13 protein-coding genes are annotated in these 16,283 nt (G+C 67.4%); 4 read left to right on the top strand and 9 right to left on the bottom strand.

Annotation, left to right across the window (positions count from 1 at the left end):
* Positions 1 to 124 precede the first annotated feature (124 nt).
* The gene (gene hemE / locus PSPA7_RS27535; RefSeq protein WP_012077715.1) at positions 125 to 1,192 is read left to right on the top strand and encodes a uroporphyrinogen decarboxylase; all 1,068 of its coding nucleotides are present in this window, start codon (positions 125 to 127) and stop codon (positions 1,190 to 1,192) included.
* Positions 1,193 to 1,312: 120 nt separating this feature from the next.
* On the opposite strand, the gene PSPA7_RS27530 is transcribed toward hemE, so the two are convergent.
* Both PSPA7_RS27530 and PSPA7_RS27525 read right to left on the bottom strand, forming a co-directional pair.
* Positions 1,313 to 1,792, bottom strand: coding sequence for a PA5033 family protein (locus PSPA7_RS27530; RefSeq protein ID WP_012077714.1), 480 nt, complete (start codon positions 1,790 to 1,792; stop codon positions 1,313 to 1,315).
* 181 nt (positions 1,793 to 1,973) lie between these two features.
* A complete protein-coding gene (locus PSPA7_RS27525; RefSeq protein ID WP_012077713.1) occupies positions 1,974 to 2,999 on the bottom strand; it encodes an AraC family transcriptional regulator in 1,026 nt (341 codons plus the stop codon).
* A gap of 111 nt (positions 3,000 to 3,110) precedes the next feature.
* On the opposite strand from PSPA7_RS27525, the gene PSPA7_RS27520 reads away from it, so the two are divergent.
* Positions 3,111 to 4,040, top strand: a complete 930-nt coding sequence (locus PSPA7_RS27520) for an oxidoreductase (protein ID WP_012077712.1) — start codon at positions 3,111 to 3,113, stop codon at positions 4,038 to 4,040.
* Positions 4,041 to 4,068: 28 nt separating this feature from the next.
* Here the strand turns inward: PSPA7_RS27520 and PSPA7_RS27515 are convergent, their stop codons facing one another.
* Positions 4,069 to 5,385 carry an MFS transporter gene (locus PSPA7_RS27515; protein ID WP_012077711.1) on the bottom strand — a complete coding sequence of 439 codons (1,317 nt, stop codon included), beginning with the start codon at positions 5,383 to 5,385 and terminating at the stop codon, positions 4,069 to 4,071.
* A gap of 172 nt (positions 5,386 to 5,557) precedes the next feature.
* Here PSPA7_RS27515 and PSPA7_RS27510 point away from each other — a divergent pair, with 172 nt between their 5' ends.
* Together PSPA7_RS27510 and PSPA7_RS27505 are read left to right on the top strand one after the other, a co-directional pair.
* On the top strand, positions 5,558 to 6,463 hold the full coding sequence (locus tag PSPA7_RS27510) for a LysR family transcriptional regulator (protein ID WP_012077710.1): 906 nt from the start codon (positions 5,558 to 5,560) through the stop codon (positions 6,461 to 6,463).
* Positions 6,464 to 6,553: 90 nt separating this feature from the next.
* A complete protein-coding gene (locus PSPA7_RS27505; protein WP_012077709.1) occupies positions 6,554 to 7,321 on the top strand; it encodes a ParA family protein in 768 nt (255 codons plus the stop codon).
* 21 nt (positions 7,322 to 7,342) lie between these two features.
* On the opposite strand, the gene uspO is transcribed toward PSPA7_RS27505, so the two are convergent.
* The 6 genes from uspO to mscK all read right to left on the bottom strand — a co-directional run bounded on the left by uspO (position 7,343) and on the right by mscK (position 16,220).
* On the bottom strand, positions 7,343 to 8,158 hold the full coding sequence (gene uspO / locus PSPA7_RS27500) for a universal stress protein UspO (RefSeq protein ID WP_012077708.1): 816 nt from the start codon (positions 8,156 to 8,158) through the stop codon (positions 7,343 to 7,345).
* 112 nt (positions 8,159 to 8,270) lie between these two features.
* Positions 8,271 to 8,723: a YiiD C-terminal domain-containing protein gene (locus PSPA7_RS27495; protein ID WP_003156614.1), complete on the bottom strand. Its 453-nt coding sequence runs from the start codon at positions 8,721 to 8,723 to the stop codon at positions 8,271 to 8,273.
* Positions 8,724 to 8,815: 92 nt separating this feature from the next.
* Positions 8,816 to 10,093, bottom strand: coding sequence for a bifunctional O-acetylhomoserine aminocarboxypropyltransferase/cysteine synthase (locus tag PSPA7_RS27490; protein WP_012077707.1), 1,278 nt, complete (start codon positions 10,091 to 10,093; stop codon positions 8,816 to 8,818).
* 136 nt (positions 10,094 to 10,229) lie between these two features.
* On the bottom strand, positions 10,230 to 11,204 hold the full coding sequence (locus tag PSPA7_RS27485; protein ID WP_012077706.1) for a sulfite exporter TauE/SafE family protein: 975 nt from the start codon (positions 11,202 to 11,204) through the stop codon (positions 10,230 to 10,232).
* Between the two features lie 132 nt (positions 11,205 to 11,336).
* Positions 11,337 to 12,797, bottom strand: coding sequence for a protein adenylyltransferase SelO (gene selO, locus PSPA7_RS27480; RefSeq protein WP_012077705.1), 1,461 nt, complete (start codon positions 12,795 to 12,797; stop codon positions 11,337 to 11,339).
* Positions 12,798 to 12,863: 66 nt separating this feature from the next.
* Positions 12,864 to 16,220 carry a mechanosensitive channel MscK gene (gene mscK / locus PSPA7_RS27475; RefSeq protein WP_012077704.1) on the bottom strand — a complete coding sequence of 1,119 codons (3,357 nt, stop codon included), beginning with the start codon at positions 16,218 to 16,220 and terminating at the stop codon, positions 12,864 to 12,866.
* Between the last annotated feature and the right edge of the window lie 63 nt (positions 16,221 to 16,283).

Raw genomic sequence — 16,283 nt, 5'->3', positions numbered from 1 at the left:
GCCCCCGCCGTGCCTTTTGTTTTGTGCTTTGCGACAATAGCGGCCCTTTTCGCCCGCCGGCCTGTGGATAAGCCCCTTCCGCACGCGCCCGCGTGAAGCCAGCAGCCTTTGATCGGATGCCGTTATGACTGCCCTGAAGAACGACCGCTTCCTCCGCGCCCTGCTCAAGCAGCCCGTCGATGTCACCCCCGTCTGGATGATGCGCCAGGCCGGTCGTTACCTGCCGGAATACCGTGCCACCCGTGCCAGGGCCGGTGATTTCATGAGCCTGTGCATGAACCCGGAGCTGGCCTGCGAAGTGACCCTGCAGCCGCTGGACCGTTACCCGCAGCTGGACGCCGCGATCCTCTTCTCCGACATCCTGACCATTCCCGATGCCATGGGCCAGGGCCTGTACTTCGAGACCGGCGAAGGCCCGCGCTTCCGCAAGGTGGTCTCGTCGCTGGCCGACATCGAGGCGCTGCCGGTCCCCGATCCGGAAAAGGACCTGGGCTATGTGATGGACGCCGTGCGCACCATCCGCCGCGAGCTGAACGGCCGCGTACCGCTGATCGGCTTCTCCGGCAGCCCCTGGACCCTCGCCACCTACATGGTCGAGGGCGGCTCGAGCAAGGACTTCCGCAAGTCCAAGGCGATGCTCTACGACAATCCGCGAGCCATGCACGCGCTGCTGGACAAGCTGGCGCAATCGGTGACCAGCTACCTCAACGGGCAGATCCGCGCCGGCGCCCAGGCCGTGCAGATCTTCGACTCGTGGGGCGGCAGCCTGTCGGCGGCGGCCTACCAGGAGTTCTCCCTGGCCTACATGCGCCAGATCGTCGATGGATTGATCCGCGAGCACGACGGACGCCGGGTGCCGGTGATCCTCTTCACCAAGGGAGGCGGCCTGTGGCTGGAGTCGATGGCCGAGGTCGGCGCCGAGGCGCTGGGCCTGGACTGGACCTGCGACATCGGCAGCGCCCGTGCGCGCGTCGGCGAGCGGGTGGCCCTGCAGGGCAACATGGATCCCTCGGTGCTCTATGCCAACCCGGCGGCGATCCGCGCCGAAGTCGCGCGGATCCTGGCGGCCTACGGCAAGGGCACGGGGCATGTATTCAACCTTGGCCACGGTATCACCCCGGAAGTCGACCCGGCCCATGCCGGTGCTTTCTTCGAGGCGGTGCACGAGCTGTCGGCGCAGTACCACGGCTGAGCTGGAACGAAAGAAGGGGAGCCGAGGCTCCCCTTTTTCATGCGCGGGCCGACGGCCCTCCGGCGCGTTGGTTGGCGGGGGCGCGCCGGCGGCGTATCCGCCCTGCGCAAACCGCCCGGCTCAGCTGCTTACCTTGCCGGTGCGGTCGTTGAATACGAACAGCTTGCCATTGGCGTCGCGCACGAGGATTTCCGCGCCCGGCTGGTTATCCATGTCGGCCACCGAATCGATGCTGTAGTTGACGTCGCCGCTGGCGTGGTGGATGACCCGCACCTTGCCCTGCATCACCACGATCAGCTCGTTGCCCGGCTTGCCGTCGGTGTCCGTGGTGCCGCCATGGAGTGCCCAGGCGCTGGCGCCGATGCTGTGTTCCTTGCGGGAACTGGCGTTGCTGATCACGTAGATGCCGGTGCTGGTGCGGCCGATGATCTCCGCGCCGGGCTGGCCGTCGGTATCGGTGGCGCCGAAGACCGACCACACCACGTTGCCGAAGCTGTAGTTGCGGGTGCTGCCGCCTTCCACCACCTGCAGGTTGGCGCCGTCGTGGTAGGCGGCGGCGAGCTGGCCGTTGCCACGCAGATCCCAGGTGCCGACCAGCACGCCGGCGGCGTGGGCGGTGGAAGCGTACAGAGAGAACAGCGCCGTGCCGAGCAGGCGCGCTTGAGCGCTGCTTTCATAAAGTCCCTTTCATGTCGGTTGTCGAGGCTGGCGGATCGCCAGCCGCAGCAGCATAGACCAGCGGCTGTACCGCTCAAGCTGAGGGCGAAGGAGCGCTTGGCATTCATTCGCCGGGCGCCTGGCGCATGCGTTCGCGCGCGCTGCTCGGGGGCTCGCCGGTCCAGCGCTTGAAGGCGCGGGTGAAGTTCGTCGGGTCGCTGTAGCCGAGGTGCAGGGCGATGCGCTGTAGCGGCACCTCAGGGCGTTGCAGCAGGCGCAGGGCCTGGCGCTGGCGGGTCTCGGCGAGCAGCTCGCGGAAGCTGGTGCCGGCGCCGCGCAGATGGCGCTTGAGGGAACGTCCGGATAGGTGCAGGCGTGCGGCCACTTCCTCCAGGTTGGGTAAGCGTGGCTCCTGGCGTTCCAGTTCCAGCCGCACGCGCGTACAGATATCCCGGCGGCTGGCGGCCAGCAGCGCCAACTCGCGCTCGCAGTGTTCGCAGGCGCGGCGCACGGCCGCCGGATCGGCCATCGGCAGGGGGCGCTCGAGCTGCGCGGCGGGAAAGCTCAGTTGAGCATGTGTCTGGCCGTAGCGGCAGTTCGGCAGCGGCGGCACTGGTGGGGCGGGGAAGTCGAAGTCCAGGGTGGCGGCCGGCAGTGCATCGCCGAGCAGCCAGGCGCCCGAGCGGTACAGGCCGATCAGCATGGCTTCGCTGAAGAAACGGTGCAGCTCCGCCGGCAAGGCCGGGCCGGGCAGCAGACGCAGCATCAGTAGGCGTTCCTCGCGCAACAGGCGCAGTTCGATATTGTTCTGCAACAGTGGCATATAGCGCAGCGCCAGGCGCAGCGCGTCGCCCAGGGTTGCCGAGGCCATCATCGCGTAGCCCAGGCTACCGTGGGCGGTGGGAGGCGTGCGCAGGGCCAGTTGTGCGCCGAGGCCGGGGTCGTCGCTCACTGCGAGCGCCGCGGCGGCTATCGCCTGGTACTGGTGCGACGTGACGCGTGCCTCCGGCTCTTCTAGACGCAGCCTCGACAGGCCGATTTCCCTCAGCAGCGCGCGTCCGTCCAGGCCGCGTTCTTCCAGCAGGCCGAGCAGCAGGCGCGGGTAGGCGGCGGTGATGGTCGGTGCGCCGGATTCAGTGCGGCGGCTCATGCTGGCGTGTCCTGGCCCGAAATGATCGACAGTCTGGCGCGAGTGCCTCTGCCGCTGCATTGGCTGGCGCCGCGATACTGTCCGGCAACGCAGCCAACCGGAGAACGAGCGATGCATCCCTGGGCACGACGCAACATTCCGCAACTGACTGGACGCCTGGCGCTGGTCACCGGCGCCAACAGCGGTCTGGGCTGGCAGGCGGCGCGCACGCTGGCCGGCAAGGGCGCGACCGTGGTGATGGCCTGCCGCAATCGCGAACAGGCGGAGCGGGCACGGCGGGCGATCCTCGACGAGTATCCCGAAGCCAGCCTGGAGTTGGCTGATCTCGACCTGGCCGACCTCGCCTCGATACGGGCCTGCGCTGCCGATTTCCGCCAGCGCCACGAACGCCTCGATCTGCTGTTCAACAACGCCGGGGTGATGTTCCTGCCTCTGCGACGCACCCGCGACGGTTTCGAGATGCAGATGGGCACCAATCACCTCGGCCATTTCGCCCTCACGGGCCTGCTGCTGGAGTCCTTGCTGGCCGCTCCACGGCCCCGGGTGGTAGGCATGACCAGCGGCTTCAACCAGTTCGGCCGGCTGCCGCTCGATGACCTCAACGCCGAGCGCGGCTACAACCGCTATCTCGCCTACTGCCACAGCAAGCAGGCCAATCTGCTGTTCAGCCTGGAGTTGCAGCGCCGTGCCGGCCAGCGGGCCGTGCTTCTGCAGAGCCTGGCGGCGCATCCGGGCTATGCAGCGACCAACCTGCAGTACGCGGCGCCGGCCATGTCGGGGTCGCGCTTGGGACGCTGGACGATGAAGGTGGCCAATGTAGCATTCGCGCAATCGGCGGAAATGGGAGCGCTGCCGGCACTTTCCGCACTGACCGGGCAGCGCTGGTACGGCGGCGCCTATGTCGGCCCGGATCGCTGGCTGGAAACCCGCGGTTATCCGGCGGAGGCGCGGATTCCGCGGAATGCGCGCGACCTGGGCTTGGCCGCGAGGCTGTGGACGATATCGGAAGAGCTGACCGGGGTGCGCTTCTGGTCGGAGTGAAGGCGCCGGGAGACCGGCGCCTCGGGCTTCAGTGAGCGGGCTGCGCCAGGGTATTGCCCGGTAGTGCCGGCAACCGCGCCAGGTGCAGCGAGACCAGCACGGCGAGCACCAGCAGCGAGCCGACGAACAGGCCGATGCCGTTCCAGCCGTAGTAGTGCCAGAACACCCCGCCAAGGGTGCCGGCCAGGCTCGAGCCGACGTAGTAGCTGAACAGGTACAGCGACGACGCCTGGCCCTTGGCGCGCTGGGCGCGACGGCCGATCCAGCTGCTCGCCACCGAGTGCGCGCCGAAGAAGCCGAAGGTGAACAGCAGCAGGCCGGCCAGCATCAGCGGGATCGGTTCGAACAGGGTCAGCAGGAGGCCGCCGAGCATCAGCAGGATCACCGCCCAGAGCACCTTGCGCCGGCCCAGCTTGTCGGCCAGCGAGCCGACCCAGGCCGAGCTGTAGATGCCCGACAGATACACCACCGAGAGTACGCCGACCACCGCCTGGCTCATGTGGTAGGGCTCGGCCAGCAGGCGGTAGCCGATGTAGTTGAACAGGGTGACGAAGCTGCCCATCAACAGGAAGCCGATCAGGAACAGCCAGGGCAGGCCGGCATCGCGGAAGTGCAGGCGGTAGCCGTTGAGCAGGGTCGCCGGTTTCAGCGGCGCCGGCCGGAAGTGCTTCGATTCGGGCAGAACGCGCCAGAACACCAGCGCGGCGACCAGGGCCAGGCCACCGAGGACCGCCAGCGCAGCATGCCAGGAGATGAAATCGACCAGCACGCCGCTGATCAGCCGCCCGCTCATCCCGCCGATGGCGTTGCCACCGATGTACAGGCCCATCGACAGGCCGATGTGCTGCGGATGGATCTCCTCGCTCAGATAGGTCATCGCCACCGCGGCCAGGCCGCTCAGGGACAGGCCGACCAGCGCGCGCATCAGCAGCACGCCATGCCAGGTGGGCATCACCGCGCTGCCGAGGGTGAACAGCGCGGCGGCCAGCAGCGAGACGACCATTACCGGCTTGCGGCCGATCGCATCGGAGATCGGTCCGGTGACTAGCAGGCCGAGGGCGAGCATGGCGGTGGCCACGGACAACGCCAGGCTGCTTTCCGCGGCGCTGATGGAAAATGCCTTGGACAGCACCGGCATCATCGGCTGGATGCAGTAGAGCAGGGCAAAGGTGGCGAAACCGCCGGAGAACAGCGCCAGTGAGGTGCGCATGAACTGCGGGGTGCCTTTTTCGATATGGCGTTCGACTTCGGTGGCGGCTTCCAGCACCTCGTTGGCTGCTTCGCGGGCCGCCTCGATTAACGCGGGTTCTTCTTCGGCCTGGGGCCGGACTTGCGGGTTGCTCACGGGGTACCTCTGGGTATGGCGGCGAGCAGGCACAACGAGGCCGCGCCACCTGGATTCAGGGACAAGGGGTCGTTGTTGGAGGTTATGTGACAAAGGATATAGATAGGGTTATATGATTTCCAATATATTGATCGACACGATTGATACGTAAAAAGACTTGTTCGGGGCTCGCATGGAACTCAGACACCTGCGCTATTTCATCGCCGTCGCCGAGGAACTGCACTTCGGCCGCGCCGCCGAGCGCCTGGGCATTTCCCAGCCACCCCTGAGCCAGCAGATCCAGGCCCTGGAGGAAGAGATCGGCGCGCGCCTGTTCGAGCGCACCAACCGCCGCGTCGAACTCACCGACGCCGGCCGGCTGTTCCTCGACGAGTCGCGCCAGGTGCTGGCGCAGGTGGACAAGGCGGTACTGCTGGCGCGCCGCGCGCACCTGGGCGAACTGGGCGAACTGAAGATCGGCTTCACCTCCTCGGCGCCGTTCACCTCGACCATTCCCAGCAGCATCCACGCTTTCCGCAAGGCCTATCCGGAGGTGCACCTCGACTTGCAGGAAATGAGCAGCCGCCAGGTGCTCAGGGCGTTGCTCGAGGAAAGCCTGCAGGTCGGGGTGATCCGCCCGCTGGCGCTGCCGGACACGGTGCACTCGGTGGAGCTGTTCCGCGAGCCGCTGGTGGCGGTGCTACGCGCCGATCATCCGCTGGCGGCCGGCAGCGAGGATGGCCTGGCGATCGCCGCGCTGGCCGAGGAGCCTTTCGTGTTCTTCCCGCGCAGCTACGGCACCGGGCTCTACGACCAGGTCATCGCCCTGACCCGCCAGGCCGGCTTCAGCCCGCGCATCGCCCAGGAGGCCAGCGAGGCGATGACCATCATCGGCCTGGTCTCGGCCGGGCTGGGGGTGTCGATCCTGCCGGCGTCTTTCCGCCGCACCCGGGTCGATGGCGTGGTCTACCGCACCCTGGGCGATCCCGAGGCGACGACTGCGGTATGGCTGGTCCGCCGGCAGAACGAGGGCTCGCCGCTGGCGCTCTCCTTCATCGATCTGGTGACCCGCGAGGCGGCCAGCCTGCACCGGCGCTGAACCGCTCTACGTCAGGACCGAGACGGCGCTCGCGCTTGCCCGCGGCTTTGCCTATCATCCGGGATCAGGCTCGGCTCACGGAGATTTCCCATGCGGCGCGTGGTGTTCAATCAGAAAGGCGGGGTAGGCAAGTCCAGCATCGCCTGCAACCTGGCGGCGGTCAGCGCGGCGGAGGGCTACCGCACCCTGCTGGTGGACCTGGACGCCCAGGCCAACTCCACGCATTACCTGACCGGGCTGACCGGCGAGGACCTGCCGGTGGGGATCGCCGACTTCTTCAAGCAGACCTTGTCTTCCGGGCCCTTCAGCAAGAAGGGCAGGGTCGACATCCACGAGACGCCGTTCGACAACCTGCACATCGTCACCGCCAGCCCCGAACTGGCCGACCTGCAGCCGAAGCTGGAGTCGAAGCACAAGATCAACAAGCTGCGCAAATTGCTGGACGAACTGGACGATGACTACGAGCGGATCTACCTGGACACCCCGCCGGCCCTGAATTTCTATACGGTATCTGCGCTGATCGCTGCCGATCGTTGCCTGATTCCCTTCGATTGCGACAGTTTCTCCCGCCAGGCGCTGTATGGCCTTCTCCAGGAGATCGAGGAACTGCGTGACGACCACAACGAAGACCTGCAGGTCGAGGGCATCGTGGTCAACCAGTTCCAGCCGCGTGCCAGCCTGCCGCAGCAACTGCTCGACGAGCTGGTGGCGGAGGAACTGCCGGTGCTGCCGGTGTACCTGATGAGTTCGGTGAAGATGCGCGAGTCGCACCAGGCTTGCACCCCGCTGATCTTCCTCGAACCGCGGCACAAGTTGACCCAGCAGTTCGTCGAGTTGCACGGGCTGCTCGAAAGCTGAGCAGCCTCTCCGGCAGCGCTTCTACGAGGTAACCAGGACGTCGCAGCTCGGCTGGCGCAGGTAACGCTGCGCCAGGTTGCCGAGCAGCGCCTGCATCAGCGCGTTGCGGCTGTGCCGGCCGAGGGCGAGCAGCTCCGGCTGGCGCTGCTTCAATGCGGCGTCCAGGCTGTACGGCAGCACGCCGGGAACCACTTCGTGGCTCAGCTGCGGCCCGACGCCCGGCAGGCGCTCCTGCTCGTCGCTCAGCAACTGTTCGATCAGCCCGGCCTGGGTGGCCAGGTGCGCGGCATTCTGCCTGGGCAGGCCGAGCACGCCGTCGTCGGGGGACTCGAAGACGTGCAGGGCGTGCAGGTCGGCTTCCACCGGCAGCAGGCGGTAGGCCTGGCGCAGCGCGGTACAGGCGCACTGGGAAAAGTCCAGGGCGCTGAGCGCCTGGCGGTAGGGTTGGTCCGCCTCGCGTACGGCGAGCAGCACCGGCACCCGGCTGCGCCGCGCCACCTGGTCGAGCGTGGTGTTGGCGAAGCGTTCGAAGGTCTTCTGGTGGTGCGCGCCCATCAACAGCAGGTCCGGTTCGAGCGCCCGGGTCTGCTGCAGGATGCCGTCGATCGGCTGGCCCCTGAACAGATGGATCGCGCAGTCCTCGTCGAGGCCGGCTTCCTGGCGCTTGAACTGCAGCATGGTGCCGACGGTCTTCACCGCCTCCGCCGAAAGGCCCGGATCGTACACGTGCAGCAGGCTGACCCGCGCGTCGTGCTGGCGGGCCAACTGGGCGGCGCGGGCGAGGGCGACGTCGGCTTCCGGGGTGAGGTCGTGGGCGACCAGGAGGTGGCGGATCATGGCGGACTCCATGGGATGGCTACGCTGGCCTCCCCACTGTCGCGCCGCGGCCCCGGGCGGACCTTGATCCACGGCAGAGAAAACGTTCGCCGGACCCTGCGAAATCTGCCAGTCAGGGCTTCGCGTGGCTGCGCAGCTGGTACAGCGCGGCGCTTTCCGCGACCACCTCGCCCTGCTCGTCGGTGAGTTGCAGCTCCAGGCTGTATTCGGCCTTGCCGCGCTCGCCGGCCTCGGCTTCCAACTGGCGGATGCGCTCGGCGTCCAGGCGCGCCTCGACGCGGATGTCGCCCTTGGCCGGGCGGCGGAAGCGCAGGGTCATCTCCTTGACTACGGGATAGAAGCGGGCGCTGTCGAAGCTGGTCAGGAACAGTGCGCCGCCGGGGATTTCGGCGAGGGTGAAGAGCGCCCCGGCGTACATGCTGCCGATATGGTTCTCGTTGCCGGAAGCCGGCATGAGCAGGCGCACGTAGCCGGGTTCCAGCGCTTCGGCCTTGAGTCCGCTGCGCTGGACGAAGGCGATCTTTTCCTCGGTGAGGTGTCGGGCGAGTTCCGTGGGCAGCGGCATGGCGGGCTCCTGGGGGTGGTGGTGCCACCCAGCCTAGCCGGACGGCCAGGCCGGGCAAGGACCTGAACGCTCGCCCGGACTGACCGATTCGCTCAGCGCGCGGCCGCGGCCAGGGCCTGGTCGAGGTCGGCGAGGATGTCGTCGATGTGCTCGATGCCGATCGACAGCCGCACCATGTCGTCGGAGACCCCGGCGCGCGCCAGTTCCTCGGCGTTCAGCTGGCGGTGGGTGGTGCTCGCCGGGTGGCAGGCGAGGGACTTGGCGTCGCCGATGTTGACCAGCCGCAGCACCAGCTTCAGCGTGTCGATGAAGCGCGCGCCGGCGGCACTGCCGCCCTGGATGCCGAAGGACAGGATCGCCGCCGGGCGGCCTCCCAGGTAGCGCTGGGCCAGGGCATGCTCGGGGTTGTCGGGAAGGCCGGCGTATTTCACCCAGGCCACCTGCGGATGCTGCTGCAGGTAGCGGGCCACGGCGAGGGCGTTGTCGCAGTGGCGTTCCATGCGCAGCGCCAGGGTCTCCAGGCCCTGCAGGATGAGGAAAGCGTTGAATGGCGAGAGCGCCGCACCCATGTTGCGCAGCGGTACCACCCGGCAGCGGCCGATGAAGGCGGCGGGGCCGAAGGCCTCGGTGTAGGTGACGCCGTGGTAGGACGGGTCGGGGCTGTTCAGCAATGGGAAGCGCGCCTTGTGCGCCGCCCAGTCGAACTTGCCGGAGTCGACCACCATCCCGCCGATGCTGGTGCCGTGGCCGCCCATGTACTTGGTCAGCGAATGCACGACGACGTCGGCGCCGTGTTCGAACGGCCGGCAAAGTACCGGGGTGGCTACCGTGTTGTCGACGATCAGCGGTACGCCGTGGCGGTGCGCGGCGTCGGCCAGGGCCCGCAGGTCGATGATGTTGCCCGCCGGGTTGCCGATGGTCTCGCAGAACACCGCCTTGGTCCGCTCGTCGATCAGTGCCTCCAGGGCGGCGATGTCGTCGTGGGCGGCGAAGCGCGCCTGGATACCGATGCGCGGCAGGGTATGGGCCAGCAGGTTGTAGGTGCCGCCATAGAGCTTGGCCACCGAGACGATGTTGTCGCTGGCCTCGGCGATGGTCTGGATCGCGTAGGTGATGGCGGCCATCCCCGACGCCACCGCCAGTGCCCCGACCCCGCCTTCCAGCGCCGCGACGCGCTGTTCCAGTACGTCGTTGGTCGGGTTCATGATCCGCGTGTAGATGTTGCCCGGCACCTTCAGGTCGAACAGGTCGGCACCGTGCTGGGTGTCGTCGAAGGCGTAGGAGGTGGTCTGGTAGATCGGCACCGCCACCGCGCGGGTGGTCGGGTCGGGGCTGTAGCCGGCGTGGACGGCCAGGGTCTCCAGTTTCATGCAGCGTTCCTTCGGGCAGATTGGAAGGACGCAGCATGGGAAAGCGCGCCGGGCGGGTCAATGCGCCTGGGCAAGGAAAAGCGCGCCTGGTTAGACCGTTGTGTTCGCCGCTTATGCCTGAGCGGCGGCGTCGGTTTCAGCGCAGGCCGATGTAGATGTTGTAGGCGCTGATCAGGGTGATCAGGGTGCCGACGATGACCAGCAGGGTGCGCGGTGACAGCCTCTTGCACAGCAGGGCGGCGAACGGCGCGGCGAACAGGCCGCCGAAGACCAGCCCGGCGACCATCTTCCAGGTGTCCGGCTGGCCGGCGAGGAGGATGAAGGAGGTGGCGCTGGCGATGGTCAGGAAGAACTCGGCGAAGTTCACCGAGCCGATGGTGGTGCGCGGGTCGCTGCCCGAGCCGATCAGGCTGCTGGTGACCACCGGGCCCCAGCCGCCACCGCCAGCGGCATCGACGAAGCCGCCGAACAGCGCCAGCTTGGCCACGTGGCGCGGTGCCCGGCGCTTGATCACCTGGCGATAGGCCTTGCTCAGGATGTACAGGCCCATCAGCAGCAGGTAGGCGGAGATGAAGGGCTTGAGCTGGTGGCCGTCGAAGCGGGTGATCAGCACGGCGCCGAGCACGGCGCCGATCATTCCCGGCAGCAGCAGGCGCAGGAAGAGTGACTTGTTGACGTTGCCGAGCTTGACGTGGGAAATCCCGGAAAAGCCGGTGGTGAACACTTCGGCGATGTGCACGCTGGCGCTGGCCGCGGCGGGCGTGGCTCCGGCGCTGAGCAGGAAGGTGGTGGCGGTGATGCCGTAGGCCATGCCCAGCGCGCCGTCGATCACCTGGGCGAAGAAGCCGACCGCCACTGCGCTCCAGAAGCTGCGGCTGGTGAGGGCGTTCTCGATGATCTCGAAGCCGCTGGTGCCGCCGTTGTCGAAGAACAGGCGCCAGGCCAGGAAACCGAGCAGGCCGACCAGGATCAGTACCGCCGCCCACATGGCGGCGCGCAGCACCGGATGGTCGTCCGGGTGGGTGACGAAATCTTCGACGGGCGGCAGACCCAGAGCCTGGTGTTCGGTGTTGATCGAACTCTGGCTGAGATCGAGGTCGCGTATCTTCATGCGGCACGGCGCCTGACAGGGGTGGTAGAACAGGCTGGAATAAGACTGGCCGCGAAGATAATCGGCTTTTCTTAGTGCGTCTAAGAAGTTTTCCGCAGGTGTTTATTCCGTTTTTGCCTGTAGCGCCGCCCCTCAGGAAGAACAGCTTATCTCCAGATGCCGCCCCCAGTCCGGCGGACGGCGGGTGAAGCGCTCCATGCCCGGTTGTTCCTCGAAGGGGCGAGCCAGTAACCGGTGCAGCAGGCGGACTTCCGTGTAATCGCCCTGTTCCGCCGCTTCGATGGCCTGTTGCGCCAGATAGTTGCGCAGCACGTAGAGCGGATTCACCGCGTGCATGCGCTGGCGCCGCGCGGCCTGTTCGCCGCCTTCTGCCTCGACGCGGCGGCGATAGGCCTCGCCCCAGCGGTCGAAGGCTTCGCGGTCGACGAAGTCGTCGCGCAGGCGGGCCAGCGCCTGCTCCGGGGCATCTTCGCCGAGGCGGCGGAAGAACAGCGAGTAATCCACGGCGCTGCCCTGCATGCGCTGCAACAGTTCCTGGACCAGGGCCTGGTCGTTCTCCACGGCGACGCCCAGGCCCAGACGCCGGCGCATCAGGTCGAGATAGTGGGCCTGGTAGAGGGGCAGGAACAGCTCGAGGCTGGCGCGCAGTTCGTCCACTTCCACCAGTGGCGTCAGCGCCTGGGCCAGGGCGGCCAGGTTCCAATGGGCGATCGGCACCTGGTTGCTGAAGGAGTAGCGGCCGCTATCGTCGGAGTGGTTGCAGATGTGGTTGGCGTCGAAGTCGTCGAGGAAGGCGTAGGGCCCGTAGTCGAAGGTAATGCCGAGGATCGACATGTTGTCGGTGTTCATCACCCCATGGCAGAAGCCGTAGGCCTGCCAGCGGGCGATGAGTTCGGCGTTGCGCTCGACGACCTGGCGGAACATCGCCGCGTACGGCCGCTCGGCTGCGCCGCAGTCGGCGAAGTGGTGTTCCAGGACGAACGCCGCCAGCTGTTTCAACTGGTCGTGCTGGCGGGTGTAGTAGAAGTACTCGAAGTGGCCGAAGCGCACGTGGCTGGGCGCCAGGCGCAGGAGCATCGCCGCGCTTTCCTTTTTCTCGCGCCAGACCGGCGTGCTCGAACCGATCACGCAGGCCGCCCGGCTGCTGGGAATGCCCAGCGCCGGCAGGGCCTCGGAAGCGAGGAACTCGCGGATCGACGAGCGCAGCACGGCGCGTCCGTCGCCCATCCGCGAATAGGGCGTCTGGCCGGCACCCTTGAGGTGCAGGTCCCAGTGTTCGCCGGCCTGGTTGAGCACTTCGCCGAGCAGCAGGCCACGGCCGTCGCCCAGACGTGGGTTGTAGGAGCCGAACTGGTGGCCGGAATACACCATCGCTCGCGGTTCGGCTTCCGACCACAGCTTGTGCCCGCCGAACAGTTCGGCGAACACCGGCTCGTCGCTGGCCTCCGCGGGCAGGTCGAGCAGCGCCAGGGCGGCCGGGCTGGCCACCACCAGGCGCGGCTCGGCGATGGGGTCGGGCAGGACTTCGGTGGAGAAGGCGTCGCCCAGGCGGGCGAAACGGTTGTCGAAGTCGAGGTCGTCGAGTGATTTCAAGAGAGGCCTCCGGCAATTCCCGAGCATTGTGCTGGGATTTGCCGGAGGGCGTCCAGGCCCGCCGGCTCAGCGGGTCGGTTCGGCGGGGCCGTCCTGGCCCTTGAGCGCGGGCGGATTGCCGGCGCCGCTGTGCTGCGGCTCGCCGACGAACAACTGGACCTGCTGACCCTGGAGGTTCTTGACGAACACGTCGACCTGGTTGAAGGCCATGTCGATCCTGTGTTCGCGGAAGCTGGTGGCGATCTTCGTCAGGATCTCGTCGGTGGACGGGTTGCGGTCGCCCAGCTCGCGCACGTGGAAGCGCAGCTCGTAGTCGAAGGTACTGGCGCTGATGGTCAGGAAGTACAGCAACGGTTCCGGATCGCGCAGCACCCGTGGGTTTTCCTTGACCGCCTGCATCATCAGCTTGCGCGCCAGCGGCAGGTCGGTCTCGTAGGCCAGGCCGATCTTGATGGTGACCCGGGTCACGGTGTCGCTCAGCGACCAGTTCACCAGTTGCCCGGTGATGAAGGTCTGGTTCGGGACGATGATTTCCTTGCGGTCGAAGTCGGTGATGGTGGTGGCGCGGATGCGGATCCGGCTGACCGTGCCGGACAGGTTGCCGATGGTCACCACGTCGCCGATCCGCACCGGGCGCTCGAAGAGGATGATCAGGCCGGAAACGAAGTTGGAGAAGATCGCCTGCAGGCCGAAGCCGAGGCCCACCGAGAGCGCCGCCACCAGCCATTGCAGCTTGTCCCAGCTGACCCCCAGGGTGGACAGAGCGCTGACGATGCCGATGCCGCTGATGGCATAGGAAAGCAGCGTGGTAGTGGCGTAGGCGCTGCCCTGGGCCAGGGTCAGGCGCTGCAGCACCAGCACCTCGAGCAGGCCGGGCAGGTTGCGCGCCAGGGCTACCGTGACCACCGCGATGGCCAGCGCGGCGAGGAAGTCGCGCAGGCTGATCGGCACGCTGGTGGCCGTCTCACCGGTACCAGCGGTGTACTGGTAGAGGGTGACGTTGTCGAGGTAGGAGATCACGCTGATCAGGTCGGCCCAGACCCAGTACAGGCAGACGATGAAGCCGATCAGCAGGGCCAGGCGGATCAGCCGCAGCGATTGCTGGTTGATCTGCTCGATGCCGAGGGTCGGCTCCTCGACGTTGGTTTCGCCGTCGGCGCCTTCCTTCGCCGCGTGCTGCCGCTTCGCCAGCGCCCGCGCATAGGCCAGGCGCCGGGCCGCCACGCTCAGGCCGCGGACGAAGGCGGCCTCGATGACGAACCAGAGCATCAGCAGGTAGAGGGTGTCGATGAGACGGTCGGTGAGCTTCAGCGAGGTGTAATAGTAGCCGAAGCAGACCGCGACGAAGAGCGCCAGGGGCAACGCGGTGAAGAGCATGCCGACCAGCATCTTGATCAGCGACGGGCGTTCCTCGCCCGGGCTGCTGAACAGCAGGCGGCTGAGCAGCCAGGCCATGGCCGCGTAGCCGAGGAGAACCACGGCGATGCCGATGACGTCGTCGGCCAGGCTCGCCGGCTGGTGCTCGGCCACCGTCACCACGCCGACCAGCGCCAGCACCACCACGCCGAGGCGGACCAGCTGCCTGTCGAGGAAACCGACCTGTTCGCGGCTCCAGTGGAAATGCCGCTCGGCGATGCCGCCCGGGGTGAGGATGCGGTGCGCGGTATAGAACAACAGCCAGACCTGGGCCATTTCCAGCAGGGCGCTGCCGAGGGTGGCGTTCTGCCCGCGGGCGTCGAGCAGCAGGGCCAGGCCGGCGACGGCGAAGGTCAGGGTGCCGGGCAGCGCCAGGAGGATGGTGATCAGGATCGCCAGCGGGGTGTGCAACTGGCTGTCGCGCTTGAAGTGACCGATGTCGTCGTTCAGCTCCGCCAGCTTGTCGTACAGGTAGCGGCGCTTCCACAGCAGCGCGGCGATCAGCAGGACTAGCGGCAGGAACAGCAGCGGGCGGTCGACCAGGCCCTCGCCCAGCTCGCGCACGCCGGAGCCCCAGGGAATCTCGGTGAGCTGCGCCTTCAGCAGGCTCGGAGTCATCTTGAACCAGGAGAGGTCCAGCGGCTGATTGCTGGGGATCCAGAACATCTGCTCGTCGAGGGTGGTGCGCAGGGTCTCGCTGGTGGACAGCAGCTGCTTCTGGTTCAGTTGCAGGGTGATGGCTTCGTTGAGCAGCGCGTTGAGTTCGTGGTTGAGGCGTTCGAGCAGCTCGGAGCGGGTCGCCAGCAGGGTATCGAGATCCTGGCGCAGCTCCGGTGTCACCTGCTCGCTGGGTTGCCGGGCGAGCAGGTCGTCGAGGTACTGCTGCGGGTTGGCCAGCTTGTCGCGCTCCTGGTTCAGCTCGAACTGGCCGAGGCGCAGGTCGGCGATCTCGTCGGCCAGGCTCTGGTCGGCCTTGATCTTCGGCAGCGCCTGCTTCTGCTTGTAGAGGATGCGCGACAGCAGCAGGCTGCCGCGCAGCACGTTGATCTGTTCCTCGAGGGCCTGGTTGGACTGGGTCAGGTTGTCCAGTTGCTGCCTGGTCTCGAGGTTGCGCCGGGTGAGCACGTTGAGGCGGTCGGTGGCGCGCAGCAGGTAGTCGGAGAGACGCAGGTTCTTGGCGTTCTCCTGGCTCAGCAGGCTGTCGGTGCCGGCGCCCTGGGCGCCTTCCTTGGACAGCTCGGCGACGGTCTTTTCCGACTGCTCGCGGCGCTTCTCGCTGATCAGCGCCTGCAGGTCGAGGGTTTCCTTTTCCAGGCGGGAGATTTTTTCGGTGAGCAGGTCGTGCTGGCTCTTGCCGAGATCCTGCAGCAGGTTGTTGCCGGCCAGCTCCTGGCGCAGCAGCTGGCTCTGCACGCCCAGCGCGGCCTGCTCGGCGAGCAGCTCGCCACGGCGGTCGGCGTTGATCGCCTTGCCGCTTTCCTTGCTGGCCTTGAGCAGCGAGCCGATCTCCAGGATCCGCGCCTGCATGCTGCTGATCCCGGCCTGGGCCCGCTCCGGGCGGGTCTCGGCGGTGATCGACAGGCTGTTCGCCTCGCCCAGCGCCTTCTGCCATTCGGCTTGCTGGGTGGTGCGCTCGTTGAGCAGCATTTCCAGGCGGGTCGCGCTCTCGCCACTGTAGCGCTCGCTCACCGGACGCTCGCGGGTTTTCTTCAGGCGCTCCAGTTCGCGCTGGTTGTCCTCGATCTGGCGCGGCGCGTCGCTCAGGCGCTTCTTCAGGTCCTCCAGGCTCTGGAGCGCTTCGTCGCGCGCGGCGAGGAACTTGAGGGTCTGTTCGAGGCTGGCCTTGGCGACCTTCTGGTCGGCTTCGGCGAGCTTGCGCTCGGCCAGCTTGTCGAGGCTCTGCTGGACCTCCTCGGCCGAGGGCGGCTCGCCCTGGGCGAAGGCGGGCAGGCCAGCGAGGCAGAGGCTCAGGAAAACGGTGGCGATCAGGAGGCGGAGGGCAGGCATGGTCGAGAACGGACTCGAAGAAGGGTGAGTGCAGGTTAGTGGCGGCCCCGGGGCGCCGCAAGA

The sequence above is a fragment of the Pseudomonas paraeruginosa PA7 genome (assembly GCF_000017205.1).
GTDB classification, from domain to species: domain Bacteria; phylum Pseudomonadota; class Gammaproteobacteria; order Pseudomonadales; family Pseudomonadaceae; genus Pseudomonas; species Pseudomonas paraeruginosa.
Note: the sequence above shows the minus strand (reverse complement) of the source record. Positions and strands in the feature narration are given on the sequence as shown.